Below are 25,805 nucleotides of genomic sequence, written 5' to 3'. Positions count from 1 at the left end.
ACCGGCAATTGACACTTATCGGTGAAATGGGTCAGACGATCCGCCACGTCCGCAGCAGCGGCGTGCTGGCGATCACCTTGTGGACGAGGCGGTGCAGGGCTTCGGCGGCCTCCTCCGGGTCGTCGCTGTCGAGGAACGCCAGGATGTCGACGCCGTGCGGACCGGCGCGGATCCGGACATGCTCCACCGCGGCTGCCGGCGTCGCCTGGGCGTAGATCAGGTCTCGTAGTTCCGACTCGTCCAGTTTGGAGGTGGAGGTGAGGGACGCGATGCGGATGTGCGTGGCGACCATCAGGGCTGTCCCGGGGTGCTCACCGGAGCCGGTGCGCCCCAACCGAATCCGTCGGCCATGATCTGGGCTGCGGGCCCGTTCGAGGTGGAACTGCCCCAGCCGAATCCCTCGGCGAGCGTGGTCAGCGCGCTCTGTCCGGCGGTCAGGATGATCATGAGCGCGACAGCGAGGGCGGCGATCACGGCCAGCAGGCGATTGGCATTTATAAATGCAGACATTTCGATTTTTTCCCCCGTGTTGATGTTCGTGCCGTTGGTGTGTGGATCGCGGGATCCGTATCCGTCGTCCCGCTGAAGAAAGCATCGCGGGCCTGGTCGGCCTTGTCACCGACTCTCGCCTGGCGTGAGCCCGCCCGGCGTAACCACGCCAGGTGCCGGCGGGGCCACGGAAGCGGTCGGTCAGCGGCAGAATACGAAGCGTTGGTCCTACTCGGGGGAGGGGCTGTGTTCGATCTGCTGGGGCTGTCCACGCAGCACGAAGTGATCTACCGAGCCATGTTGCAATGTCCGGACCTGGACGTCGCCGGCCTGGCCGAGCACCTGGGTGTCCCACGGGACCAGGTCAGCGAGGCGCTTGACGTGCTGGCCGACCTCGCCCTGGTCCGGCTGGCTCCGCAGGGCGACCAGGCCCGGGCGGTCCGACCGCAGGCCGGGTTGACGGCACTCCTGGCCAAGGTGGAGGCGGAGGTTGCCATCCGGCAACGGCAGGTGGAGGAGACCCGGGTCGCCATCGCCGCCATCGCGACCGCCCACGACGAGTGCCACCAGGTGACGGAAGGCCGAGTGCTCGACGGGGTCGACAGCGTCCGGGACCGGCTCGTCGAGCTCGCCCACTCCGCCCGCAGCGAATGCCTCTCGTTCACCACGGGTGCCGCGCAGAGCCCGGACACGATGGAGGCGGAGGCACCGCTCAACCAGCAGGTGCTGCAGCGCGGCGTCCGCATCAGGAACGTGTACCAGGAGAGCTTGCGCAACGATCCCGGCACGTTGGCACACGCGCGGTGGATGACGACACTGGGTGGCCAGTCCCGCACCACACCGACCCTGCCGATGCGGATGGTCATCGTGGACCGGGCGATCGCGCTCGTTCCCCTCGATCCGGGCAACCCACGGCAGGGCGCGTTGGAGCTGCGCAGCCCCGGCGTCGTCGCCGGCCTGATCGCGCTCTTCGAGCAGGTGTGGCTCAACGCCACGCCGTTCGGTGAACAGGCGACGGCCGACGAGCAGGGGCTCACCCCTCAGGAACGCGAGTTGCTGCGTCTGCTCTCGGCCGGACACACCGACGAGTCGGCGGCCCGCAAGCTGGCCGTCTCCCTCCGAAGCGTGCAGCGCATGATGACGTCCCTGACCGAGCGCCTCGGTGCCGCGAGTCGGTTCCAGGCGGGCGTACGGGCGGCCGACCGCCGTTGGGTGTGAGGATCGGCCGCCACCGACCGCCGCGCCCGGCAGCCGGCGACGCAGCGTGCCCCACGCGGTTCGCGGGCCGTCCGGTCAGACCCCTGCTTGTTAGTCTGGCGGGCGTCCGTCCGCCTGTGCGTGGGTCCCGGTGGGCCAAGGGGCAGGCCGGCGGGAGCGCGACAGGCGTGACGGCGGTCACACCAGGCCCGGGTGGGGGACCATGAGCGATGTCGACCAGTTGGCCCGGCGGTTCGAGGAGCACCGGTCCCGGCTCTGGGCGGTGGCCTACCGCATGCTGGGCTCGCGCACCGAGGCCGAGGACGCCGTCCAGGACACCTGGCTGCGACTGAGCCGCGCCGTCGACGGCGAGATCGACAACCTGGCCGGCTGGCTGACCACCGCCGTCGGCCGGGTCTGCCTGGATCGGCTGCGGTCCCGCACGACCCGTCCCGAGCAGCCCTGGGACGACACCGGTGGTGAGCCGGAGGCCACGGACGTCGACACGGTCGACCCCGAGCGGGAGGCGGTGCGTACCGAGTCCGTCGGCCGGGCGCTGCTGCTGGTCCTGGACACTCTCGGCCCCACCGACCGGTTCGTGTTCGTGCTGCACGACATGTTCGCCGTCTCGTTCGACGAGATCGCCGGCGTGGTCGACCGCACCCCGGCCGCTGTCCGGCAGATCGCCAGCCGGGCCCGCCGTCGGGTGCAGCAGGCCGAGGCGAGCCCGGAGACGGACCCGGCCCGCCAGCGGCGGGTGGTGGAGGCGTTCCTCGCCGCCGCCCGGGAGGGTCGCTTCGACGACCTGGTGGCCATGCTCGACCCGCACGTGGTGATGCGCGCCGACGCGGCGGCCGTACGGATGGGCGGCACCGCCGAGGCGCGGGGCTCGGCTGTCGTCGCCGGCTTCTTCAACGGCCGGGCGCAGGGCGCGGTGCCCGCGTACGTCGACGGGGCGCCCGGCGCCGTGGTGGTCCTCGGCGGGAAGGTCCGCATCGTGCTCACCTTCGTCGTCACCGACCGGATCCTGGCCGTGGAGACGGTGGCGGACCCGGAGGTGCTGGCGGCGCTCGACCTCGACGCGGCGGAGGTGGACGCGCGGTGAGCCGGGCGACCGAGGAGTCCAACCGGGCCATGCTCCGGGCCCGGGACGCGATGGACCGGTCGTACGCCGAGCCGCTGGACATCCCCGCGCTGGCCCGGATCGCGCTGGTCTCCGAGGCGCACTTCATCCGGACCTTCCGCGCCACCTTCGGCGAGACGCCCCACCGCTACCTGCAACGGCGTCGGGTGGAGCGGGCCATGGCGCTGCTGCTGGAGAGCGACCTCGACGTGACCGAGATCTGCTTCGCGGTCGGCTTCAACAGCCTCGGCTCGTTCAGCCGTACGTTCCGGCAGATCGTCGGGGAGTCGCCCAGCGAGTTCCGGCGCAACCGCACCGCCGCGCAGGGTGTGCCGAGCTGCTTCAGCAAAGCCTGGACCAGACCAAGCAGTTTTGGATAAGCAGCAGGTCAGGGGGCATCTCTAGCGTCTTCGGCATGACGATGAACGCGATTTCCCGCTCCCAGATCTATGTGCTCGACCAGGACGAGGCGCTCGACTTCTACGTCGGCAAGCTCGGCATGGAGGTCAACACCGACGCCGATCTCGGCTTCATGCGTTGGCTGACGGTCAACCTGCCCGGCGACCCGGAACGCGAGATCCTGCTGGAGAAGCCGGGCCCGCCGGCCCTGGACCCGGCCACCGCCGAGCAGGTCCGGGAGCTGCTCACCAAGGGCGCGCTGGGCGGCACGCTCTTCCTGACCACCGACGACGCGTACAAGACGTACGAGGAACTGGTCGCCAAGGACGTGGAGATCACCGACGAGCCGACCAAGCGGTCGTACGGGATCGACTTCGGCATCCGCGACCCGTTCGGCAACAAGATCCGTATCGGTCAGATGTTCCCCCGGGCCTGAGAGAGGCGGACATGTCCGATGCGATCGCTCTTCCCGGCGTACGACCGGCTGCCGTGGGCCGGGACCGGGCGCTGCTGGCCGGCGGCGTCCTGGCCGGCCCGATCTTCGCGGTCTCCGCGCTGGCCCAGGGCCTCACCCGGGACGGCTTCGACTTCCGAAGGCACCCGGTCAGCATGCTGAGCACCGGCGAGCTGGGCTGGATCCAGGTCGCCACCTTCCTGGCCACCGGGGCGCTCTGCGTCGGCGCGGCGTCCGCCCTGCGGCACCGGACCGGTTCGGTGTGGCTGCCCCGGCTGCTCGTGCTGTGGGGGAGCGGCCTGATGGCGGCGGGGATCTTCAGCGCCGATCCGGCCGACGGGTTCCCGGCCGGCACGCCGCGCGGTCCGGGGGAGATCAGCTGGCACGGCGGGCTGCACTTCCTCGCGGCGGCGGTCGCCTTCGTGTCGCTGATCGTGGCGACGGTGGTGGCCGCACGTCGGGCCAGCCGGGCACGGGCGGCCGTCGACCTGGCCGTCGGGGCGTTCTTCGCGGTGGCCTGGGTGGCGCTGATCGTCCGCCCCGGGCCGGTGGCCATGGTCGGGTTCGGTCTCGCGGTGACCGCGGGCTGGGCCTGGGTCTGCGTCACGTTCGCCGGGGCGCTGCGCCGGGGCTGAGCGGGACGGACATGATCTCCAGGCGCGGGTTAGCATCGCGCCTGGAGATCATCTGTGAGGTGACGATGGGCGTCCGCCTGCTCTACCTGGCCCGGCACGGCGAGCAGGAGCACGCCGAGGTCGAGTCGGCGGAGGCGGGGCTCTCCGCGCGGGGCCGCCGGCAGGCGACCCTGCTCGGCGAGCGGCTGCGCGGCCTGCCGTTGCGCGCCGTCCACCACGGCCCGCTGCGCCGGGCCACGGAGACCGCCGAGCTGGTCGCCCGGTCGCTGCCCGACATCCCGGTGTACGCCTCCGAGCTGGCCGGCGACCATCTCCCGCACGACACCGACCCGGCCGGCCTGCCGCCGTCGTACGCGAATCTGCTGGCCGGCTACTCGGCGGCCGAACGGGTCGACGGGCCCCGGGTGACGGCGGCGGCCGTGGCCCGGTTCGCCACCGCCCCGGCCGACGGCGACGTGCGGGAACTGGTCGTCACGCACGCCTTCCTGATCGCCTGGCTGGTCCGGCACGCGCTGGGCGCGCCGGAGCGGCGCTGGCTCGGGCTCAACCCCCACAATGCCGGGTTGACGGTGATCCGTTACAGCACGGCGGGGCCGCCCAGCCTGATCGCCTTCAACGACGTCGCCCATCTGCCGCCGGAGCTGCGGGGGACCGGCCTGCCCGCCGATTACCGGATGTGAGCGGTGACGGACCCGGCTACCGTCGGCCGGTGACGTCACCCGACCTGCCCCGGTTCGAGTTCGCCTTTCCCGGCCCGCTGCGTGACCAGTTGGTGGCGGCCGTGCTCTCCGGGGCCAAGACCTCCACCACCGGCCTGCTGCAGGACTACGAGCGCGACGGTGAACCGCTGGAGGTGGTCGGGGCCCGCGCGGTGGTGGTCGACTCCGCCGACCGCCCGGTCGCGGTGATCGAGGTGACCGGGGTGCGGATGGTCCGGCTCGGCGACGTCGACCTCGACCACGCCCGCGACGAGGGCGAGGGGTACGCCTCGGTGGCCGCCTGGCGGGCCGGGCACGAGCAGTACTGGCACGGCCCGGACTACCGGGGCTGGCTGGGCGACCCGGAGTTCACCGTGGACGACGACACCCCTGCGGTGCTGGAACGCTTCCGCGTGGTCGACCACCTCTGACACCGCACCCGGGGCGGTGCGTCCGGGCTCAGTCGACGGTGCCGTCCAACGTGTCGCGGATCGCGTAGAACTCGGTGTTGAGTTCGAGCTGTTTGCGGGAGGAGACGAAGGCGACGACCCCGGCGGTCTGCGGGTCGGCCCAGCCGCACACGGTCAGGTAGCCCCTGTCCTCGGTGCGGCCCCGACCGCACCGGGCCTCGCCGGCGAAGCGGCCGTACTCCACCGTCCGGAAGATCTTCACCGGGTACGGGCTGAGTACCCGGGTCAGCGCCCCCTGCGGATCGGTCACGGTGCCCGAGACGCCGCTGACCACGACCGCGTCCGCGTTGCGCGCCCGCCCCGCGTACGCCCCGTCGACGGTGCTGGTCGGGTCGGTGACCTCGGTCCGCAGCCGGTCCAGGGGCGACCGGGAGAGCTGGATCAGCTCCGGCCTCGTGGAGGGCGGAAGCCCGAGCACCGTCTCCGGCAGGGCCAGCTTCCGGGGAGCCGTCGCCGTGGGGGCCGGTGTCGCCGTACGGTCGCCGCCCACCGGGGCGCAGCCCGAGGTCAGCACGGTCACGCCGGTGGTCACCAGCGCGCCGAGCAGGGCAGCGGACCGCCGCACGCCGCTGGGACGTCTCTTCGCCATGGTGCTCCTCGACGGCATCGCAGCGGTACGTTACCCGGCGAAGGTGACGCTCAGCCGTCCAGTCCGGTGAGCAGCGTGTCGACCAGCGCCTCCGCGTCGGCCGTCGACAGCGGACGGTGGGTCACCACGGCCCGCAGCCAGACCGGCCCGAGCAGCAGGTCCGCCAGCAGAAGGTCGTCGACCGTGCCGGTCAGCTCGCCCCGGGCGCGGGCCCGGCCGGTGATCTCGGCGACGTGTGTGCTGTGCTGGCCGAGTAGTTCGTCGGCGAGCCGGGCCAGCTCCGGGTCGGCGCCGGTGTGCGCGAGCACGTCGGAGGCGAGCCGGCCCGGCCCCTCGCCGAGGAACGCCGCCTTCGACCGGACCAGGGCCACCAGGTCGCCGCGGAGCGAACCGGTGTCCGGCACCGGCAGCTCCCGGGCCACGGCGTACCGGAACGTCGCCGCCACCAGCGCCGGCTTCGACGGCCACCAGCGGTAGAGGGTGGTCTTGTTGACGCCGGAGCGCCGGGCCACCCCCTCGACGGTCAGCCCGGCGTACCCCCCAGTGGCCAGCAGGTCGAGCACGGCGGCGTGGATGGCTGCAGCGCCGCGCGGCCCGCGCGTCGCCCGCCCACCGGTGTCCGCCGGGGGCGGGCCGACGGCGGTCATCGGCCGGTGCGCCGCAGCAGGCGCAGCGCGGTGCTCATCCGGCGGGTCCAGGCCGCGGTCTCCGCGCCCGGCCGGTGGTACGCCGGAGCGAGGTCGAGCCCGCGCTGCCGGGCGACGGTCTTGACCCGGGTGAACCGGAGCAACCCGTCGACGCCGTGCCGGCCGCCCAGCCCGGAGTCCTTCCAGCCGCCCATCGGGGCGTCGATGCTGCCCCAGACGGCGGAGTAGCCGTCGTTGACGTTCACGCCGCCCGCCTCGATCCGCGCGGCGACCGCCTCGCCGCGCGCCCCGGAGCCGCTGACCACGCTGGCGTTCAGGCCGTACGGGGTGTCGTTGGCCAGGGCCACCGCCTCGTCGTCGGTGTCGAAGCGGTACACCGCCACCACCGGTCCGAAGGTCTCCTCCGCGTACATCCGCATGCCGGGGGTGACGCCGGTGAGCACCGCCGGCTCGAAGACGTACGGCCCGATGTCGGGGCGGTGCCGGCCTCCGGTGTGCAGGGTGGCCCCGCGCTCGACGGCGTCCGCGACGTGCGCGGTGACCGTGTCGAGCTGCCGGGCGGAGGCCAGGGAGCCGAGGTCGGCGTCGAAGTCGCCGCCGATGCCCAGCCGCAGCGCGGCGGTACGCGCCACGAACCGGCGCAGGAACTCGTCGTGCAGCCGGTCGGCGACGTAGACCCGCTCGATCGAGACGCAGAGCTGCCCGGCGCTGGCGAAGCAGGCCCGGATCGCCACCTCCACCGCCCGGTCCAGGTCGGCGTCGTCGAGGACCAGCAGCGGGTTCTTCCCGCCCAGTTCCAGCGAGGTGGGCACGAGCCGGCGGGCGGCCTGGGCGGCGACCTCGCGGCCGACCCGGGTGGAGCCGGTGAAGCAGACCATGTCGGCGTGCTCGACGACCAGCGGCCCGACGTCGGCGCCCTCACCGGCGACGACCTGCCAGAGCGCGGGCGGCAACCCGGCGCGGACGGCCAGGTCCCGGACCCAGAGGGCGGTGAGCATGCTGGCCGGGTCGGGGCGGTGCACCACCGCGTTCCCCGCCATCAGGGCCGGCAGCACCTCGGCCACGGCCAGCGAGAGCGGGTAGTTCCAGGGGGAGATCACCCCGACCACGCCGAGCGGGAAGCGCAGCTCACGGGTCCGCGTGAGCACCGGCAGCGCGCCGGCCCGACGGCGGGGGCGCAGCAGCCGGGCGGCGGTGCGGGCGTAATGGCGGGCGTTGATCGCCACGTCGAGGACCTCCTCGACGGCGTGGCGGCGGGCCTTGCCCGATTCGAGCTGGACCAGGTCCAGCCCTTCCTCCTGCCGGTCGAGCGTGAGGTCGTGCCACCGCAGCAGCACGGCGGCACGGCGGGCCACCGGGAGGGCCGCCCAGGCCCGCTGTGCCTCGGCGGCGTCGGCGAACGCGGCCGCCACGTCGGCCGGCCCACTCGACGGTACGACCACCGTCACGGCGTCGGTCAACGGCGACCGGGCGGTGAACGGCGCTCCACTGCCCCGCACCCCGGCCACCAGCTCGGCGGCCGCTGCCGGCAGCGCAGGAGCCCGCCCGCCCGCAGCGGGATTACCGGTCACGGCGGAAACGGTGGAAGCACTCATCCCCCCACGCTAACGCAACGCAACGTCGCGTTGCAATGCCGCCCCCTCCCCTCGCCCCGCCACCTCCCCACCCCTCCCTGCCCCCGCCTATAGCCGTTGATCATGAAGTTATTGCGGGTGGAAGGCGCTCTCCAGGGCAATAACTTCATGATCAACGAGCTGTGGCCGGGCGGGAGTGGGTGGGTCGGGGTGGGTGGGGGTGGGGTGGGGGGGTGGGTTAGGCGGGGTGGGTGGCCTGGACCACGGCTTCGGCGAGGGCGCGGGCGGACTGGGGGTTCTGGCCGGTGACCAGGCGGCCGTCCACCACCACGTGCTCGGTGAAGTCGGGCGCGGGTACGTGGACGGCGCCGGCCTCGGTGAGCCGGTCGGCGAGGAGGAAGGGGACCGTGGCGGTGAGGCCGACGGCGTCCTCCTCGGCGTTGGTGAAGCCGGCCACCCGCTTGCCGGCGATCAGGCGCGAGCCGTCGGAGAGCTTCAGGTCGACCAGGGCCGACGGGCCGTGGCAGACTGCCGACACGACGCCGCCGCGCTCGTAGATGTCGGCCGCGATGCGCGCCAGGTCCGGGTTGTTCGGGAAGTCCCACATGGTGCCGTGGCCGCCCGCGAAGACGATCACGTCGTACCGGGACGGGTCCACCTCGGCGGCCTTCGCGGTGTGCGCGACGCCGGCCGTGGCCAGGAAGTCGTTCTGGGTCTTGTCGCTCTCGTCCCGGCCGTCCAGCGGCGGCTGGCCGCCGGCCACCGAGGCCAGGTCGACGTCCCAGCCGGCGGCCCGGAAGACCTCCCACGGCTCGGCGGCCTCGCCGACGTAGAAGCCGGTCTTGCGGCCGGTGTCGCCGAGCTGGTCATGGCTGGTCAGGGCGATGAGTGCACGAGTCATGCCCACCATGCTGGCTCGCGGATCCATAGCTGACCAATAGGCGAACGACACAGCGGCGATAGGTTTGCCGATGTGAAGGTGTCGCTCGACCTGCTCCGCAGCTTCCTCGCCGTGCACCGGTCCGGATCGATCACGGCGGCGGCGGAACTGCTCGGGCTGGCCCAGCCGACGGTCACCGCCCAGATCAGGGCGCTGGAGGCGGCGGTCGGGCGGCCGCTCTTCGACCGGGTGCCGAGGGGCGTGCTGCCCACCCCGGCCGGCGACGAGCTGGCCCGCCGGGTCGCCGAGCCGCTGGACCGGCTCGACGCCGTGCTCGTCGACGACACGGTCACGCCGTACCCCCGGACGGTCTTCCTCGGCGGGCCCGCCGAGTTCCTCGCGGAGCTGGCGCTGCCGGCGGTGGCCGGGCTGGTCGCCACCGGCCTGGAGCTGCGGGTCACCGCCGGGCTGCCCGACCAGTTGCTGGACGACGTGGCCGCCGGGCGGCTCGACCTCGCGGTGAGCAGCGTGCGGCCGAGGCGGCGGGGGTTGACCGCCGAGCCGCTGTACGACGAGGAGTTCGCCCTGGTCGCCGCGCCGGGCTGGGCCGACCGGCTGCCTGACCCGGTGACCCCGCAGGCGCTGCGCGACGTGCCCCTGGTCGCGTACGGGGAGGAGGCGCCGATCCTGCGCCGCTGGTGGCGCACCGTCTTCGACACCCGGCTCACCCGTACGCCGAGCCTGGTCGTCGCCGACCTGCGGGCGGTACGCGCCGCCGTGCTCGCCGGCGCGGGGGTGAGCGTGCTGCCGACGTACCTGTGCCGGGGCGAGCTGGCCTCCGGTGCGCTGCGTCCGCTGCTCTCCCCTGCGGTGCCCCCGCTCAACACGCTCTTCCTCGCCGCCCGGCCGGCGGCGGTCGGACGGCGGGAGGTGCAGGCGGTGCGGCGGGCCCTGCTCGCCGGGGCGGCCGGCGGGTAGGCGCTCAGCCGGTCGTCGTGGCCTGGAACAGCAGTCGGGCCGTCGCGGCGGCGGCGGGCGGCGGCTGCGGACCGGTGGGGCAGTCGGTCCACTCCACGCTCCCTGTGGGGACGGTGAGCCGGTAGGTGAAGGCGTCCGCGCAACGGGCGTCGGGAGTGCCCCGGGTGCCGCCCGTGGTCGCGGTACGCGCCAGCGCGCGCAGCCGGTCGAGGTCGGCGGGGGAGAGCCGGCCGCTGCGGGTCGCGTCGCCCCGGACGGTGGCCGTCCACCGGCCGTCCGGCTCGACGATCACGGTGTCGCTGCGACCGGCGATGCCGCCCGAGCGGGTCACCACGACGCGCGAGTCCGTCGGACCGGTCGCCGTCCCGCCCGGGGTGGCGGTGCCGGGCGCGGTGGCGTCCGGGGTGGCGCTGCCCGTCGCGCCGGTGGACGCGGTGGGGGTCGGGGCGGGTGAACCGGTGTCGCTCGCCGAGCAGCCGGTCAGCAGTCCGGCCACAGTTACGATCTTGACAATGGCCAGGGCGGATGATCTCATGCCGTTCGGACGTGCACCGTCGCCGCCCGGTTCCCTCACCAGGCTGCCCTCCACCGTTCGGTCAGTGTCGAGGTCGGTAAGCGCTCTCCCTCTTCCGCTTTCGAGGATGTATCGCTATATCTACATGCGTGACTACCCCCGTCACAACTTTCCCTTGTCAGGAGGGCACGTGAGAAGACCCCTCGCCGCCGTCAGCACAGTGCTGCTCACCAGCGGCATGCTGACCTGCGTCGCCACCGCAGCGCAGGCGGCCCCCACCGCCCCGGCCCCGGACACCGCACCCGCAGCTCGTGCAGAGAGCCTGCTCCGCAGCAACCCCGGCGCCGTCCAGGGCGTCAGCGGAGAGTCGTACCAGGCGGTCCGCACGAAGGTGGACGGCAACGGCGCGGCGCACACCCGCTACACCCGCAGCTACAAGGGCCTCCGCGTCTACGGCGGTGACTTCGTCATCCACACGGCGCCCAACGGCGCCTACGCCGGTGCGTCGGTCGGCCTGGCCGCCCCGCTCACCCTCGCCACCGCCCCCAAGGTGACGGCGACCTCGGTCAAGGCGACCGCCAAGAAGCAGTTCGAGGGCAAGCTGGAGAACGTCGGCAGCCCCGAGCTCTTCGTCGACGCCAGCTCCGGCACGGGTCGCCTCGCCTTCGAGACGGTGCTGACCGGCTGGCACACCGACGGCCAGACCCCGTCCCGGTTCCACGTCATCACCGACGCGGTCACCGGCAAGGTGATCGGCTCGTACGACGAGATCGAGATGGTCGCCGGCACCGGCAGCAGCGTCTACTCCGGCACGGTCACCATCGACACGACGCTCTCCGGCAGCACGTACTCGATGGTCGACCCGGCGCGCGGCAACGGCTCCACCTGCGACATGAACAACGGCACGTCGACCTGCACCACCTTCACCGACGCGGACAACAGCTGGGGCAACGGCACCACCTCCAACCGGCAGTCCGCCGCCGTCGACGCGCACTTCGGCGCCGCGAAGACGTTCGACTACTTCAAGAACGTGCACGGCCGCAACGGCATCTTCGGCGACGGCCGGGGCGTGCCCAGCCGGGTGCACTACGGCAACAACTACGTCAACGCCTTCTGGGACGGCTCCCGGATGACGTACGGCGACGGCTCCGGCAACTCGCGGCCGCTGGTCTCGCTCGACGTGGCCGGCCACGAGATGGCCCACGGCGTCACCGAGAACGTGGTGCCCGGCGGTCTGACCTACTCCGGTGAGTCCGGCGGCCTGAACGAGGCCACCAGCGACATCTTCGGCTCGATGGTCGAGTTCTACGCCAACACCACCGCCGACCCGGGTGACTACCAGATCGGCGAGAAGATCAACATCAACGGCAACGGCACGCCGCTGCGCTACATGTACGACCCGGCGCTGGACGGCTCGTCCGACCGCTGCTGGACCACCAGCACCAAGAACAAGGACGTGCACTACTCGTCCGGCCCGGCCAACCACTTCTTCTTCAACCTCGCCGAGGGCACCGGGGCCACCCCGTACGGCACCTCGCCGATCTGCGGTTCCGCCCCGGCGGTCACCGGCATCGGTCGCGCCAAGGCCGAGAAGATCTGGTTCCGCGCCCTGGACGTCTACTTCACGTCGAACACCTCGTACGTCAACAACACCACCCCGTCGAACACCGCGCGGGCCTACACGCTGCGCGCGGCGACCGACCTGTACGGCAGCTGCTCCACCGAGTACAAGGCCGTCCAGGCGGCGTGGACCGCGGTGGCCGTCTCCGGCAACGACGCGCCCTGCTCCACCGGCAACGACTTCTCCGTGTCGCTCTCGCCGACCTCCGGCGCGGTCAACCCGGGCAGCTCGGTCAGCACCACCGTCGGCACCGCCGTCACCAGCGGCAACGCGCAGACCGTGGCGCTGTCGGCGTCCGGCCTGCCGACCGGCGCGACCGCCTCGTTCAACCCGTCGTCGGTGACCGCCGGCGGCTCGTCCACCCTCACCATCGCCACCACGGCCAGCACCCCGCCCGGCACCTACACGGTCACCGTCACCGGTACCGGCACGGTGACCAGGACGGCGACCTACACGCTGACCGTGAACGGCACCGGCGGCGGCTGCACCAGCCCGGGCCAGAAGCTCGGCAACCCCGGCTTCGAGTCGGGCACCACCCCGTGGGCCTCCACCTCGGGCGTCATCGGCTCGTTCACCGGGCAGCCGGCCCGTACCGGCACCCGTAACGCCTGGATGGACGGCTACGGCAGCAGCCACACCGACACGCTCTCCCAGGCGGTGAGCCTGCCGGCCGGCTGCACGACGTACAACTTCACCTTCTGGCTGCACATCGACTCGGCGGAGACCACCACCGGCACCGCGTACGACACGCTGCGGGTGCAGGTGCTCAACTCCTCCGGGACGGTGCTGGCCACCCTGGCGACCTACTCGAACCTGAACAAGGCCGCCGGGTACTCGCAGAAGTCCTTCTCGCTGGCCGCGTACAAGGGCCAGACCGTCACCCTGAAGTTCACCGGCGTCGAGGACTCCTCGCTCCAGACGTCCTTCGTCGTCGACGACACCGCGGTCAACGTCTCCTGACCTGACCACCGTCGGCGGGCCCGACGGCCACCCCTCGCGGGTGGTCGTCGGGCCCGCGCCGTTATGGTCGCCGGACCGGGCCCGGCACGGGCCGGGGTCGGTGCGGAAGGGGTGGTGGCGGTGTCGGACGCGGAGCTGACCGTCGAGGTGACCGGCGCGGTGGCGACGGTGACGATCCACAACCCGGCGCGACGCAACGCGATGACGCCCGGGATGTGGCGCCGGCTCCCGGTGCTGCTCGACGGCCTGGAGGCCGACCCGGCGGTGCGGGCCCTGGTGCTCACCGGCGCGGGCGGCACCTTCTGCGCCGGCGCCGACCTCGGCGACCTGGACGAGCTGCTCGACGCGGGCGACCACAGCATCGCGGTCGCCGCCGAGGAGCGGCTGGCCGCGTTCGCCAAGCCGACGGTCGCCGCCGTGCAGGGCGCCTGCGTCGGTGGCGGCTGCCAGCTCGCGGTCGCCTGCGACCTGCGGATCGCCGCGCAGGACGCCCGCTTCGGCGTGCCACCGGCCCGGCTCGGCCTGGTCTACCCGGCCCCGACCACCCGGCGGCTGACCCGGCTGGTGGGGCCGTCCACCGCGAAGTTCCTGCTCTTCACCGCCGAGCTGATCGACGCCGAGCGGGCGCTGCGGGTCGGCCTGGTCGACGAGGTGCTGCCGGTCGACGGGCTCACCGCCCGGGTGGACGCGATCACCGCCGCCATCGCGCAGCGCTCGCAGCTCAGCGTCGCGGCGGCCAAGGAGATCGTGGACGACCGGGCGGGACCGGCCCGGATCGCCTGGTGGCACCGGAAGGTGCGGGACAGCGGCGAGGCCCGCGAGGGCGTCGCGGCCCACCACGAGCGCCGCCCCCCGAACTTCACCTGGACCCCGTCCGACCGGCACTGAGCGCTGCCGGCGACGGCGGCACGCCGGGCGGGGCGGCGACCGGCGCGATCGGCGATTCTCGATCACCGGTTGGTGCGGAGCGGCCGGTACTGGCAGGCTGTGCCGGTGCAGATCGGTCAATTCCTCAACGGTCGGTACCGGCTGGGAGATCGCATCGGCAAGGGCGGCACGTCGGTGGTCCACCGGGCCTACGACGAGCTGCTCGAACGCGAGGTGGCGGTCAAGTTGCTGCTCGGTTCGGACCGGGCGGCCCGCCGGCGTATCCGCGCCGAGGCGAAGGCTGCGGCCCGGTTGTCCCATCCGAACGTCACCAGCGTGTACGACTACGGCGAAGCGGTCACCCTGTCCGGCGAGTTCGCGCCGTTCGTGGTGATGGAGCTGCTGCCCGGCCCCACCCTGTTCCGGCGGCTCGCCGACGGGGCGCTGCCGCCGGTGGAGGGGCTGCGGATCTGCGCCGAGGTCGCTGCCGCGCTCGCCGCGGCGCACGCACAGGGGCTGGTGCACCGCGACGTCAAGCCGGCCAACGTCATGCTGACGCCGTCGGGGGCGAAGGTGGTGGACTTCGGCACCGCCGCCGCCGTCGGCCAGCCGGAGATCGACTTCGACGGCCAGTTGCTCGGCACCCCCTCGTACCTCGCGCCGGAGCGGCTCGACGCCGGTGAGGTGGTGCCGGCCTCCGACGTCTACGCGCTCGGGCTCCTCGTCCACCTCGTGCTCACCGACCAGCTGCCCTGGGAGACCGACACCCCCACCCAGATGTTGCGGGCCCACGTCTACGTCGAGCCGAAGCCCCTGCCGCCGGTCGACGGCGTGCCGGCCGAGGTGGCCGAGCTGTGCCGGCGCTGCCTCGCCAAGGACCCGGCCGATCGGCCGTCCGCCGAGGAGGCGGCCACGGTACTTGCGGCGGTGGTCACCCGGATGCGGGCCGCGCAGGCGTCCGGCCCCGAGGCTTCCCCCGCCGGGCCGGTCGGCACGGCCGGCGAAGGGCCGGGCGGCGCACGCGAGGTGGCGACGGCGGCCGGTCCCGGTGTCGTGGCGGGCCCCGCGACGCCGGCCCGGCGTCCGTACCGGACCCTGCTCGTGGTCGGCGGCGCGGTGGCCATCGCCGTGGCGGCGGCCGGGTCGCTCGCCGACTCGTCGCAGCCGCGGCGGTCCGGCTCGGCCGTCCTGTCGGCGTCGGCGGTCCCCTCGGCCGGCAGCTCGGTCGCCTCCGTCGGCGTCGGCCCGCCCACCGCCGCCGTCGACCTCCCCGGCGGGGGCGCCGGCTCGGGCCGGCCCGGCGAGCCGGTACGCACCCCCGGTCCGGCCGGCGTGGACGCCACCGCCCCGGCCCCGCCGACCTCCGGTCAGCCGGTGCCGCCGCCGGCGTCCCCGCTCCCGTCCTCGCCCGCGCCGGAGCCCGACGACACTGCCGAGCCGCCTCCGTCCGGTGTCCCGGTGCAGGCGCGCGGCGGCGCCGTGCGGGTCGCCTGCGACGGTCAGGTGGCGGAGGTGGTCGCCACCGCGCCGGCCGCCGGCTACCGGATCGAGGAGTACCGGCCGGGGCCCGACCGGCAGGTGCGCGTCGTGTTCGGCTCCGACGCCCACGCGAGCGCCGTCACCGCCAGCTGCGCCAACGGCAGGCCCGTGCCGAGGGTGCGGGAGACCGACCGCTGACCGGCGGTCAGGCCGTCGCCGACCCGGTGGGGGTCCGGTCGGCGGTCCGGCCGGCGAGGTCCAGCAGCTCGTCCACCGACCACTGGTCGTAGGCGTGCTCGCCGTACTTCGCGGCGAGCACGCGGCCGTCGGGTGCGATGAGGAAGTCGGCGGGGAGCCCGAGGCGCCCGCCGTGCGGCACCGTCGAAGGTGCGCGTTCCCGACCCCGCAGCAGGCCCCACGAGCTGCGCGCCACCGCGCGCAGGATCGGCAGCCAGGCGCGGGGAGAGAGCACCGACCAGCGGGACGACTCGACGCCGAACTCGCGGTAGAGCCGCTTGTCCGGGTCGGCGACGACGGCGAACGGCAGCTCGTCGGTGTGCTCGCGCAACTCGTCGGCGGGGGAGTGGAAGACCACCACCTCGCGGACGCCGGCCGCCTCGATCTCGGCGTGCCGGCGGACGATCGAACGCAGGTGCAGGTTGCACACCGGGCAGCCGGCGAAGCGCCGGAACTGGAGGTGGATCAGTCGGTCGGGGGCGGGCACGGCGACCGGGGCGCCGACGACCGGGGTGAGGTGCCGGCCGGTCAGGGTCGAACCGGGGGTGACATGGCGGGGCACGGGGCCTCCCGTCGTAGGTTTACAGCGTACTCCTACAGGGTAGGCGTACGCTGTAAGCTGTCAAGACCATGCCTCGTCCCCGCTCCCTGAACCCGATCCAGATCGCCTCGGCCGCGCTCGCCGTCATCGACGAGGGCGGGCTCTCCGCGCTCACCATGCGCGGCGTCGCCAAGGAGTTGAACGCCACCGCCATGTGCCTCTACCGGTACGTCGCCGACCGCGACGAACTGGAGGCCCTCGTCGTGGAGCAGGCGTTGGCCGGCGTCGACGTCACCGCCCCGGTGGACGGCGACTGGCGCGACCGGGTCGCCGTCCTGGTCCGGCGGATGCGGGTCGTGATCGGCTGCCACCCGGCCGTGGTGCCGCTGCTCCCGGTGCACCGGCACCGCTCACCGACCGTGCTGCGCTGGACCGAGAGCCTGCTCGGCGTCCTCACCGAGGCGGGCCTCGACGGCACCCGCCGGGCGGTCGCGCTGCGCGCGCTGCTCGCGTACACCGTCGGCGCGATCCAGCTCGAACATCTCGGGCCGCTCTCGGGCGGCGGCACCACCACCATGGCGGCGCTGTCCCCGGCGGAGTTCCCGCACCTGGCGGCCACCGCCGCCGACGCCGTCCGGGTCGACCCGGACGCCGAGTTCGACGGTGGGCTGGAGATCCTGCTGCGCGGGCTGGCCACCTGAGCCGGGTCACCGCGGAGGGGACCGGCGGGCGCCGCGCCGGAGGCGTACCCCCGACACGGCCCCCTGTGCCCGCCGGCCGGCCCGTCACCCCGCGGCGAGCGACGCCCAGCTCGGGACGACCGGGTCGCGCCGCAGCGGCATGCCCGCCTCGGCCGGCGTCCGGTCGCCCTTGCGCTGGTTGCACGCGTAGCAGGCGGCGGTGGTGTTCCTCCAGGAGTTCCGGCCGCCGCGCGAGCGGGGCAGGACGTGGTCGATCGTGCCGGCCGGGCCGCCGCAGTACGCGCAGCACCGCCCGTCGCGGCGCAGCACGCCGGCCCGGGACCAGGCCGGTCCGGCGCTGAACCGCCAGCGGGTGACGACGTACCGGACGAGGCGGACCACCCGGGGGACCGGGAAGATTCCGATCACCTGGTCCGGCTCGGCCTCGTGGATCTCGGCGACCCGGCGGCAGAGCATCCGGATCGCGTGCTGGACGGTGACCCGGTGCAGCGGGCCGAGGTCGGCGTTGATGACGAGGACGGCGTCCACCGGGCTCTCCCTTCACGATCGGCGGTGGACCGGGCCGGGCAGCGAAAAGCCGCCCGGTCCGGCGGGGGACGGGCGGCTGGGCGGCGTGCTTACGCAGGCGCGTCAGTCGGGGCTCCCGTCCCGGGGACCTTCGGCTCGGCGACCGTCGGCGGGCAGCGTGGACCACGCGCACGTCACGTGCGACAACGACATGGCTCGCTCCCGGCTGACTGGTCGACCTTGCGCGATCACGGTAGGTCGGCCCCGGAGCGGGGAGCAACGTATTTCGATCCACCCTCGTCGCGGTGGGGCCGCCGCTGTCGCCCGGTGCGGGCGGCGGCCCGCGCGGCCGTCAGCGGCCGGTTGATCCGGACGGCCATCTGCATGGTCAGCTCGCTGTCCAGCAGTGGCCGGTTGACCTCGGCGGCGACGGTGAGGGCGGGGCCGGAGACCGAACGCCAGATGGCGGTGAGCCCGGCGCCGAGACCGACCAGGGCCACGGCCGCGCGGGTGGTGGGCGAGCCGGCCGCCGCGGCGGCGCTCACCCCGACCACCGCGCCGAGCACCGCCAGCAGGGGTACGAGCACCGGCCAGAAGATGCCGCGCGCCGCCTGCACCACGAGCTTGCGGTCCCGGATGATCAGGTTGCGGGCCACCACCGCCCAGTTCTCCTCGTCGAGCAGGTCCTTCGGGTGCAGCCCGCCGGTGAGCACGCCCCGCCACAGGTCACCCTGGTTGCGCAGCTCCCGGGCCAGTTCGGCCGGGCCGGCCTCGGCCGGGTCGCCGACGGTGGCCCGGGTGACCGCCGCCGCCCACTCGGTCAGTGACCGGCGCACCACCCCGGCCGAGTACGGCGGCAGCACGGTGGCCAGCTCGTCCAGCCACCGGCTGAGCTGGATCTGCCGACCGTCGAACCGGCGGATCAGCAGGTCGGCGTCACCGTGGCGGACGGTGTCGGCGAGGGAGCGCCCCAGCCGGTACGCCAGCCCGACCCGGTGGTTGGTGGCGGTCGACCAGCGCAGCACGTCCACGTTCAACTCGTCGAGGGCGAGCAGGAGCGGGTCGCCGCCGGTGCGCTCGTGGGCGGCGGCGGCGGTGGACGGGCCGGGCCGGTCGGTGGCGGTCAGCTCGGCGATCTGCGCCATGGCCACCTCCACCGCGTCGAGGTACAGCCGCATCCGGTGCCGGCCGGACATCTCGGTGAGGTTGGTCAGCTTGGGCGGGGCGGTGACCGGCCGCTCGTCCGGGCCGGTCAGGTCGGCGGTCCGCGCGTGGTGGTACGCGTCGGCCATCCACCAGCCCAGCCGCAGCGCGGTGACGACGCAGGCCCGCTCGTCGCGGAGCAGCCCGTACGCGTCGTCGCGGCCGCCCTCGGCGGTCTCCGGCACGGTGTCCACGGTGGACCGGCGCAGTGGCGACACCCTCCTCGACCTCCCGTGCCGGCGGCTCGCCGGCGTCGACGGACGTGAGTCGAGGGTAGATCAGCGGTGCGGGGGATTTGTCCGAATCAGCGAACGGGACCTTCGGCCACCGCGGAACGGGTCCTTGCGCACCACCGCCCGCGCCCCGGCGGGCCGATGCTGAAGATGCCCCTGACGCCGCAACCGCCGAGGTGAAGCATGTCGACCGAACTCACCGCCAGGATCGACGCACTGGTCGCCGACGGCCTGAAGGCCCTGGCCGACTACGACCGGTTCGACCAGGAGCAGATCGACCACATCGTCCGCAAGGCGTCCGTGGCCGCGCTCGACCGGCACGCCGCGCTCGCCCAGTTGGCCGTCGAGGAGACCGGACGGGGGGTCTTCGAGGACAAGGCGGTGAAGAACATCTTCGCCTGCGAGCACGTCACGCACAGCATGGCGACGACCCGCACGGTCGGCGTGATCAGCCGCGACGAGATCAACGGCATCGTCGAGATCGCCGACCCGGTCGGCGTCGTCGCCGGCATCACCCCGGTCACCAACCCCACCTCGACCACCATCTTCAAGGCGCTGCTCGCGTTGAAGACCCGCAACCCGATCGTCTTCGCCTTCCACCCGTCGGCGCAGCGGTGCAGCGTCGAGGCGGCCCGCACGGTCCGGGACGCGGCGGTCGCCGCCGGCGCCCCCGCGCACTGCGTGCAGTGGATCGAGGAGCCCTCGGTCGAGGCGACCAGCGCGTTGATGCACCACCCGGGCATCGCGACGATCCTCGCCACCGGCGGCAACAGCATGGTCCGCGCGGCGTACTCGGCGGGTAAGCCGGCACTCGGCGTGGGCGCCGGCAACGTGCCGGCGTACGTGGAGGCGAGCGCCAAGCTCAAGCGCGCGGTCAACGACATCGTGCTCTCCAAGTCGTTCGACAACGGCATGATCTGCGCCTCCGAGCAGGCGGCGATCGTCGACGACGCCGTGTACGACGCGGCGCTGGCCGAGTTCCGGCGGCTGCACGCGTACCTCGCCACGGCCGAGGACAAGCGCAAGCTGGAGACGCTGCTCTTCCCCGCCGGGAAGCTCAATCCCGACGTGGTCGGGCGGACCGCCGAGTGGATCGCCGAGCGCGCCGGGATCACCGTGCCGCCGCGTACCTCGGTGATCCTGGTCGAGGTCGACGGGGTCGGCCCGGACGAGCCGCTGACCCGGGAGAAGCTCTGCCCCGTCCTGGCGCTGCTCCGCGCCGGCACCCGCGAGCAGGGCCTGCGCTACGCCGAGCAGATGGTCGAGTTCCACGGGCTCGGGCACAGCGCGGTCATCCACACCGAGGACGAGGCGCTGGTGGAGGAGTTCGGGCAGCGGGTCAAGGCGGTCCGGATCATCTGGAACTCGCCGGCCTCGCAGGGCGGCATCGGCGACATGTACAACGCCTTCCTGCCGTCGCTGACCCTCGGCTGCGGCAGCTACGGCCGCAACTCGGTCTCGAACAACGTCTCGGCGGTGAACCTGATCAACATCAAGCGGATCGGCCGGCGGAGCAACAACATGCAGTGGTTCAAGGTCCCTTCGAAGATCTACTTCGAGCCGAACGCGATCCGCTACCTGGCGGAGATGCCGGACGTGCACCGGGTCACCGTGGTCACCGACGAGACGATGACCCGGCTGGGCTTCGTCGACCGGGTCAATCGGGTGCTGCAACGGCGGGCGGGGAAGGTCGCCCTCCAGATCATCGACGACGTCGAGCCGGAGCCCAGCGTGGCGACCGTCGACCGGGGCGCGGAGCTGATGCGGTCCTTCCAGCCGGACACCATCATAGCCCTCGGCGGCGGCTCGGCGATGGACGCGGCCAAGGTGATGTGGCTGCGCTACGAGCACCCGGACGTGGTCTTCGAGGACATGCGGGAGAAGTTCTTCGACATCCGCAAGCGCGCCTTCGCCTTCCCCACCCTGGGCGAACGGGCCCGGCTGGTCTGCGTACCGACCACCTCGGGCACCGGCGCGGAGGTCACCCCGTTCGCGGTGATCACCGACCACCGGACCGGCAAGAAGTACCCGCTGGCCGACTACGCGCTCACCCCCAGCGTGGCGATCGTCGACCCGGTGCTGACCGCCAGCCTGCCCCGGGCCATCGCCGCCGACAGCGGCTTCGACGCGCTCACCCACGCCATCGAGGCGTACGTGTCGGTGTACGCCAACGACTTCACCGACGGGCTGGCGCTGCACGCCGTCCGGCTCATCTTCGCCAACCTGGAACGCTCGGTGGTCGACGCCGACGGCGAGGCGCGGGAGCGGATGCACAACGCCGGCACCATCGCCGGGATGGCGTTCGGCAGCGCCTTCCTCGGCATCGTGCACGCCATGTCGCACACCCTCGGCGCGACCTTCCACATCGCCCACGGGCGGACCAACGCGGTGCTGCTGCCGCACGTGATCCGCTACAACGGCAGCGTCCCGTCGAAGCTCTCCGGCTGGCCGAAGTACGAGAGCTACCGGGCGCCGGAGCGGTTCGCCGAGATCGCCCGGATGCTCGACCTGCCCGCCGCGACGCCGGAACAGGGCGTGGCGTCGCTGGCGGAGGCGGTGGAACGGCTGCGCGACGCGGTCGGCATCGAGCCGTCCTTCGCCGCGATCGGGGTGGACGAGGCGGCGTTCGAGGCGGCGCTGCCGCAGCAGGCGCTCAACGCGTACTCCGACCAGTGCGCGCCGGCCAACCCGCGGATGCCGATGCTCGACGACATGCAGCAGTTGATGCGGGCCGCGTACCACGGCACCCGCTGGGACGGGGCGAGCCGCTGAGACCGGCCGGCCGCCCGCCCGGGTTCCACGTCCCCGGGGCGGGCGGCCGGCTCGTCAGCGTCGCCCGGCGAGCAGGCCGCGCGGCCGGATCGAGCGCACCGGCTCGGCCGCCCCGCCCGCGGCACGCAGGATGTGGTTGGCGGCGATGATCCCGGTCGCCGCCGACCGTTCCATCAACGCGCTGGGGAACTCGGTGGAGATGCCGTCGCCGGCCAGGTATAGACCGTCGGCGTCGGTGCGTACCCCCGGGCGGGCGGCGTGGCTGCCCGGGGTGAAGGCCGGGGCCTGCGCCTCGACCCGGGCCCGCAGCTCGCGTACCCGCAGGTCGGCGGCCTCCGGCCAGAGCCGGCACAGCTCGACCCGCATCCGCTCGGCCAACTCGTCGGCGGGCACACCCTCGTCGCAGGCGTACGCGTGCAGTTCGACCACCGAACCGCCGGTGCGCTGCGCCCAGCGACGGGACTCCTGCTCCAGCCGGTGGTAGAGGGTCACCGAGTCCAGGGTGGGCTGGCGGGACACCCCGCTGAACACCGCCCGGTCGGCGCGCACGTCCCCGTCCATCCAGTAGCGCGCCACCGCGTACGGCGGTCCGGCCTGACCGAACGCGGGCATCCGTGCCACCAGCCGCGGCGCCGCCGCGACCAGGCCGGGAGAGGCCGCGACCAGCGCGGCGAGCGCCGGCGGGTCGACGGCGAGCACCACGTGCCCGGCGCGGTACGACGTGCCGTCGGCGGCGGTGACCCGCCAGCCGTCGGGCCCCCGGTCCAGCCGGGTCGCGGCGGCCCCGGTGACCACCCGGCCGCCGTGCTTCTCCACGTGCCGGGTCAGCGGCTGCCAGATCGCCGTCGCGTAGTCCTCGTCCGGGCAGTCGAAGGCCAGCCCCTCCGGGTTGCCGAGCAGGTAGAAGTGGAACTGGGCGATCATCTCGGCGGCCGACATCTCCGCCTCGTGGTTGAAGAACGAGTGCGAGAAGACCTCGAAGAGCATCGCCCGGGCCCGGTCCGGCAGCCGCAGCGAGGTGAGCAGTTCGTCGGCGGTGGTGTCGTCGAACTCGGCGTAGGTACGGGCCGGGTCGTAGCTGAGCAGCGGCAGCGCGGCGTCCCGGTCCATCTGCCGCAGATCGGCCAGGCGCAGGCTGGGGCTGCGGGCCAGCAGCGCGAGCAGGTTCATCGGCGGGGCCGGGGGCAGCCGGCCGAACTCCTCGGTGGGCCACTGCTCGCTCAGGATCGGGTAGCCGGGGATCGGCCGGAGGAAGCCCAGACGCGGGTCGACCCGGCGCAGGATCGACCGCCAGTTGTAGTACTGCCGGAAGAACGCGTGGAAGCCGTGCTCGTTCATCTGGGTGCCGTCGGCCAGGGCCTCCGGCCATGCGCCGAGCCGGCCGCCCAGGGTCGGCGCGGCCTCCAGCACGGTCACGTCCACCCCGCGCTCGGCGAGGACCACCGCCGCCGACATGCCGGCGATCCCGCCGCCGACCACCACGGCCGCGACCGGTCGCGGCACGCGGGGGGCGCCACCGCCGCCGGGGTCCACCACCTGCTCCCGTACGCCGATGAGCCGGCCCACCACCTGCGACAGCGTCATGTGCACCCTCCCGCCCGAGCGAGCCTCCAGTCTGCCCGCTCAGCCGTCCGACGGCAGCAGACAGCGCCGCTCGCGGTCCGAGGCGGGCCAGACGTACTCCAGGTCGGGCGGGACGTCGCCGAACTGCGGGCCGTAGTGCCCGGGATCCTTGCGCAGCAGCGAGGAGCGGTGGCTGCGGTGCAGGTCCTCGCGGCCCAGCCAGGGCGGCAGCTCACCGGCCGAGGCCAGCTCGGCCTGGGTGCGTACGGTGGTCAGGCCGCAGGCGGCGGCCAGGTCGGTGACCATGGTGGCGGCGCAGGTGTCCGCCCGGCCCGGTTCGCACCAGACGGCGCACACGTCCAGCCCGTACCGGGTGAGCGCCTCCTCGTAGCCGGCCCACATCTTCACCGCCGGGTGGTTGCGCCAGCCGTAGTCGGGGCGGGTCAGCCCGCGCAGCACCTGGATCGTCTCCACCCGCTGCTTGCCCAGCCGCTTCTGGTCCAGCGTCCGGGCGCTCGCCAGGAAGTCCGGATACGGGAGGAACGTCTGCATGGGCCTGCTCTACCCGCCGCCGGGCCCGACATGCCTCCATGATCCACGGGGCTGCGCCCGGCGCGACCGGCTGACTACGATCCGGTCATGGCGGACCCCCAGAACGAGCGCCTGCGCCGTCCCGCCGGGCTCCGGCTGTGGCGCGGCAACGACGACCGCCCGCACTACGTGATCTGCGGGCACGATCCGCTGTCGTTCTGGGTGGCGCGGGCCCTGCTCGTCCCGGAGCTGGCCGCCGGTCGGGTCCGGATCACGCTGATCGTCCCCGAACGCCGCCGTGGCGACGGGCCGGACGGCCGTGAGCTGGACGGGGTGCAGGTCGTCCGGGCCGACCGGCTGGACGAGGCGACCTTCCGCCGGGCCGGCCTGGCCGGGGCGGCCGGGCTCGCCCTGCTGCACCAGGACGACGTCGGCAACATGCACGCCGCGCTCTGCGCCCAGGAGGTCGAGCCGAGGCTGCGGCTGGTGGTCCGCATGTTCAACACCAGCCTCGCCAACGGCCTGCGCGAGTTCTTCCCCGACTCGGCGGTGCTCTCCGACGCCTCGATGGCCGCCCCGGCGTTCGTGGCCGCCGCGCTCGGCGAGGTCGCCCCGACCCACTTCCGGCACGCCGGCCGTACCCTGTACGTCGCCGAGCGCGACGACGTACGCCCCAAGGACGTCGTCTGCGGACTGGCCGTGACCACCGACCCGGACCTGGTCCGGGTGCTGCCCGCCGACGAGCAGGCGGCCGACGTGGTGCTCGCCGAGGCGACCGGCCAGCCGGCCGGCACCGAGCTGGCCGCCCGCCGGCTGGTCCGCGCCCGGCGGCGGCGACAACCCCTGGCGGTGCTGCTGCGGGCCGTCCGCAGCTTCGCCACCCGCAAGATCGGGATCGCGGTGATCGTGCTGCTCGCGGTCATCGCCGGGCTCGGCTGGCTCAACGCCCGCGCCACCGACGTGAGCTGGGCGGAGGCGCTCTACCTGACCCTGGTCACCACGCTCAGCGGCCAGGACCCGGACGTCAACAAGCCGGCCGCCGCGCAGGTCATGCAGGTGGTGCTCAACCTCGCCGGGCTGGCGCTGATCCCGCTGATCACCGCCGTGGTCGTCGACGGCATCGTCAACGCCCGGCTGGCCCTGCACGCCGGCCGGATCCAGCCGGACCGCACCGGGCACGTCGTGGTGGTCGGGCTGGGCAACATCGGCACCCGGGTGATGGCGCAGCTGCGGGACTTCGGCGTCGAGGTGGTCGCGATCGACCGGCACGCCGAGGCGCGCGGCGCGTCGCTGGCCCGGCGGCTGGGCGTACCGCTGATCGTCGGCGACGCCGCCCGGGAGGAGACGCTGCGGTCCGCCTCCGTCGAGCACTGCCAGGCGCTGGTGGTGGTCTCCACCGACGACGGGGCCAACCTGCGCGCCGCGCTGAACGCCCGGGCGCTCAACCCCGAGCTGCGGATGGTGCTGCGCCTCTTCGACGGCGACTTCGCCGAGCGGATCCAGAGGGCGTTCGACATCGGCGTCTCGCGCAGCGTGTCGTACCTGGCCGCACCGGCGTTCGCCGCCGCGCTGCTGGACCGGGCGGTGATCGCCACCATCCCGGTCGGCCGGCACGCGCTGCTGGTGGTGGAGGTGCCGGTGGTGGCCGGCGCGCCGCTGGACGGTCGTCCGCTCTCCGCCGTCGCCCGCCCCGGGGAGGTGCGTCTGCTCGCCCACACCCCGGCCGGGCAGCGGACCGACTGGACGGCCGACCCGCGGATGGTGATCTCGGCGGGGGACCGGCTGACCGTGGTGGCCCGCCGGGCCGGGCTGAGCGCCCTGCTGCGCGAGACCACCCCGGTCCCGCCGCCGGCCCCGGCATCGACGTCGACCGGCACCCCGAGTCCGGCCCGGGGCCGGGGTCCGGCCGGTGCCCCGGCGCCCCGCCCGCCGGAGCAGTGAAC

Annotated in this window: 26 protein-coding genes; 14 read left to right on the top strand and 12 right to left on the bottom strand. The window is 73.7% G+C overall.

Annotation, left to right across the window (positions count from 1 at the left end):
• Window positions 1-31: 31 nt before the first annotated feature.
• On the bottom strand, window positions 32-292 hold the full coding sequence (locus ACPFP2_RS22310; protein WP_424091112.1) for a hypothetical protein: 261 nt from the start codon (window positions 290-292) through the stop codon (window positions 32-34).
• Entirely contained in the window at window positions 292-474 is a 183-nt protein-coding gene (locus ACPFP2_RS22305; RefSeq protein ID WP_424091111.1) for a hypothetical protein, read from the bottom strand. The genes ACPFP2_RS22310 and ACPFP2_RS22305 overlap by 1 nt, the downstream gene beginning before the upstream one ends.
• 261 nt (window positions 475-735) lie before the next feature.
• Here ACPFP2_RS22305 and ACPFP2_RS22300 point away from each other — a divergent pair, with 261 nt between their 5' ends.
• The 7 genes from ACPFP2_RS22300 (at window position 736) to ACPFP2_RS22270 (ending at window position 5,426) form a co-directional block, all read left to right on the top strand.
• Entirely contained in the window at window positions 736-1,707 is a 972-nt protein-coding gene (locus ACPFP2_RS22300; RefSeq protein ID WP_424091110.1) for a LuxR C-terminal-related transcriptional regulator, read from the top strand.
• 202 nt (window positions 1,708-1,909) lie between these two features.
• Window positions 1,910-2,791 (top strand): sigma-70 family RNA polymerase sigma factor, encoded by an 882-nt coding sequence (locus tag ACPFP2_RS22295; protein ID WP_424091109.1) that lies wholly within the window; start codon window positions 1,910-1,912, stop codon window positions 2,789-2,791.
• Between the two features lie 29 nt (window positions 2,792-2,820).
• Complete coding sequence (locus tag ACPFP2_RS22290; protein WP_424091138.1) at window positions 2,821-3,189, top strand: helix-turn-helix domain-containing protein; 369 nt, start codon at window positions 2,821-2,823, stop codon at window positions 3,187-3,189.
• Window positions 3,190-3,224: 35 nt separating this feature from the next.
• Window positions 3,225-3,644 (top strand): VOC family protein, encoded by a 420-nt coding sequence (locus ACPFP2_RS22285; RefSeq protein ID WP_424091108.1) that lies wholly within the window; start codon window positions 3,225-3,227, stop codon window positions 3,642-3,644.
• Window positions 3,645-3,655: 11 nt separating this feature from the next.
• Window positions 3,656-4,297: a DUF998 domain-containing protein gene (locus ACPFP2_RS22280; protein WP_424091107.1), complete on the top strand. Its 642-nt coding sequence runs from the start codon at window positions 3,656-3,658 to the stop codon at window positions 4,295-4,297.
• Between the two features lie 65 nt (window positions 4,298-4,362).
• Window positions 4,363-4,977, top strand: coding sequence for a histidine phosphatase family protein (locus tag ACPFP2_RS22275; protein WP_424091137.1), 615 nt, complete (start codon window positions 4,363-4,365; stop codon window positions 4,975-4,977).
• Window positions 4,978-5,006: 29 nt separating this feature from the next.
• Entirely contained in the window at window positions 5,007-5,426 is a 420-nt protein-coding gene (locus ACPFP2_RS22270; protein WP_424091106.1) for an ASCH domain-containing protein, read from the top strand.
• A 28-nt stretch (window positions 5,427-5,454) separates the two neighbouring features.
• On the opposite strand, the gene ACPFP2_RS22265 is transcribed toward ACPFP2_RS22270, so the two are convergent.
• The 4 genes from ACPFP2_RS22265 to ACPFP2_RS22250 form a co-directional block, all read right to left on the bottom strand.
• On the bottom strand, window positions 5,455-6,054 hold the full coding sequence (locus ACPFP2_RS22265; RefSeq protein WP_424091105.1) for a hypothetical protein: 600 nt from the start codon (window positions 6,052-6,054) through the stop codon (window positions 5,455-5,457).
• Window positions 6,055-6,104: 50 nt separating this feature from the next.
• A complete protein-coding gene (locus ACPFP2_RS22260; RefSeq protein ID WP_424091104.1) occupies window positions 6,105-6,701 on the bottom strand; it encodes a TetR/AcrR family transcriptional regulator in 597 nt (198 codons plus the stop codon).
• Entirely contained in the window at window positions 6,698-8,272 is a 1,575-nt protein-coding gene (locus ACPFP2_RS22255; protein ID WP_424091103.1) for a succinic semialdehyde dehydrogenase, read from the bottom strand. The genes ACPFP2_RS22260 and ACPFP2_RS22255 overlap by 4 nt, the downstream gene beginning before the upstream one ends.
• 241 nt (window positions 8,273-8,513) lie before the next feature.
• The gene (locus ACPFP2_RS22250) at window positions 8,514-9,176 is read right to left on the bottom strand and encodes a type 1 glutamine amidotransferase domain-containing protein (protein ID WP_424091102.1); all 663 of its coding nucleotides are present in this window, start codon (window positions 9,174-9,176) and stop codon (window positions 8,514-8,516) included.
• 72 nt (window positions 9,177-9,248) lie between these two features.
• Between ACPFP2_RS22250 and ACPFP2_RS22245 the strand changes: the two genes are divergently transcribed.
• Window positions 9,249-10,133, top strand: a complete 885-nt coding sequence (locus ACPFP2_RS22245; protein WP_424091101.1) for a LysR family transcriptional regulator — start codon at window positions 9,249-9,251, stop codon at window positions 10,131-10,133.
• A gap of 4 nt (window positions 10,134-10,137) precedes the next feature.
• Here the strand turns inward: ACPFP2_RS22245 and ACPFP2_RS22240 are convergent, their stop codons facing one another.
• Entirely contained in the window at window positions 10,138-10,629 is a 492-nt protein-coding gene (locus ACPFP2_RS22240; RefSeq protein WP_424091100.1) for a hypothetical protein, read from the bottom strand.
• 208 nt (window positions 10,630-10,837) lie between these two features.
• Between ACPFP2_RS22240 and ACPFP2_RS22235 the strand changes: the two genes are divergently transcribed.
• The 3 genes from ACPFP2_RS22235 to ACPFP2_RS22225 all read left to right on the top strand — a co-directional run bounded on the left by ACPFP2_RS22235 (window position 10,838) and on the right by ACPFP2_RS22225 (window position 15,772).
• Complete coding sequence (locus tag ACPFP2_RS22235; protein ID WP_424091099.1) at window positions 10,838-13,228, top strand: M4 family metallopeptidase; 2,391 nt, start codon at window positions 10,838-10,840, stop codon at window positions 13,226-13,228.
• 114 nt (window positions 13,229-13,342) lie between these two features.
• A complete protein-coding gene (locus ACPFP2_RS22230) occupies window positions 13,343-14,116 on the top strand; it encodes an enoyl-CoA hydratase/isomerase family protein (protein WP_424091098.1) in 774 nt (257 codons plus the stop codon).
• A 105-nt stretch (window positions 14,117-14,221) separates the two neighbouring features.
• Window positions 14,222-15,772, top strand: coding sequence for a protein kinase domain-containing protein (locus tag ACPFP2_RS22225; protein ID WP_424091097.1), 1,551 nt, complete (start codon window positions 14,222-14,224; stop codon window positions 15,770-15,772).
• Between the two features lie 7 nt (window positions 15,773-15,779).
• On the opposite strand, the gene ACPFP2_RS22220 is transcribed toward ACPFP2_RS22225, so the two are convergent.
• Entirely contained in the window at window positions 15,780-16,373 is a 594-nt protein-coding gene (locus ACPFP2_RS22220) for a peroxiredoxin-like family protein (protein WP_424091096.1), read from the bottom strand.
• Between the two features lie 68 nt (window positions 16,374-16,441).
• Between ACPFP2_RS22220 and ACPFP2_RS22215 the strand changes: the two genes are divergently transcribed.
• The gene (locus ACPFP2_RS22215) at window positions 16,442-17,053 is read left to right on the top strand and encodes a TetR/AcrR family transcriptional regulator C-terminal domain-containing protein (RefSeq protein WP_424091095.1); all 612 of its coding nucleotides are present in this window, start codon (window positions 16,442-16,444) and stop codon (window positions 17,051-17,053) included.
• Window positions 17,054-17,137: 84 nt separating this feature from the next.
• Here ACPFP2_RS22215 and ACPFP2_RS22210 read toward each other — a convergent pair whose 3' ends face one another.
• The gene (locus ACPFP2_RS22210) at window positions 17,138-17,581 is read right to left on the bottom strand and encodes an HNH endonuclease (protein WP_424091094.1); all 444 of its coding nucleotides are present in this window, start codon (window positions 17,579-17,581) and stop codon (window positions 17,138-17,140) included.
• A gap of 227 nt (window positions 17,582-17,808) precedes the next feature.
• Window positions 17,809-18,981: a hypothetical protein gene (locus ACPFP2_RS22205; RefSeq protein ID WP_424091093.1), complete on the bottom strand. Its 1,173-nt coding sequence runs from the start codon at window positions 18,979-18,981 to the stop codon at window positions 17,809-17,811.
• Between the two features lie 198 nt (window positions 18,982-19,179).
• Here ACPFP2_RS22205 and adhE point away from each other — a divergent pair, with 198 nt between their 5' ends.
• Window positions 19,180-21,768 (top strand): bifunctional acetaldehyde-CoA/alcohol dehydrogenase, encoded by a 2,589-nt coding sequence (gene adhE, locus ACPFP2_RS22200; RefSeq protein WP_424091092.1) that lies wholly within the window; start codon window positions 19,180-19,182, stop codon window positions 21,766-21,768.
• Window positions 21,769-21,822: 54 nt separating this feature from the next.
• On the opposite strand, the gene ACPFP2_RS22195 is transcribed toward adhE, so the two are convergent.
• A complete protein-coding gene (locus ACPFP2_RS22195) occupies window positions 21,823-23,352 on the bottom strand; it encodes an FAD-dependent oxidoreductase (protein WP_424091091.1) in 1,530 nt (509 codons plus the stop codon).
• Window positions 23,353-23,391: 39 nt separating this feature from the next.
• On the bottom strand, window positions 23,392-23,883 hold the full coding sequence (locus tag ACPFP2_RS22190) for an MSMEG_6728 family protein (protein ID WP_088976355.1): 492 nt from the start codon (window positions 23,881-23,883) through the stop codon (window positions 23,392-23,394).
• An 87-nt stretch (window positions 23,884-23,970) separates the two neighbouring features.
• Here ACPFP2_RS22190 and ACPFP2_RS22185 point away from each other — a divergent pair, with 87 nt between their 5' ends.
• Entirely contained in the window at window positions 23,971-25,803 is a 1,833-nt protein-coding gene (locus ACPFP2_RS22185; RefSeq protein ID WP_424091090.1) for a potassium channel family protein, read from the top strand.
• Window positions 25,804-25,805 lie beyond the last annotated feature (2 nt).

Origin of the sequence: Micromonospora citrea (genome assembly GCF_049629545.1) — a bacterium.
In the GTDB taxonomy this organism is placed as follows: domain Bacteria; phylum Actinomycetota; class Actinomycetes; order Mycobacteriales; family Micromonosporaceae; genus Micromonospora; species Micromonospora citrea_A.
Note: the sequence above shows the minus strand (reverse complement) of the source record. Positions and strands in the feature narration are given on the sequence as shown.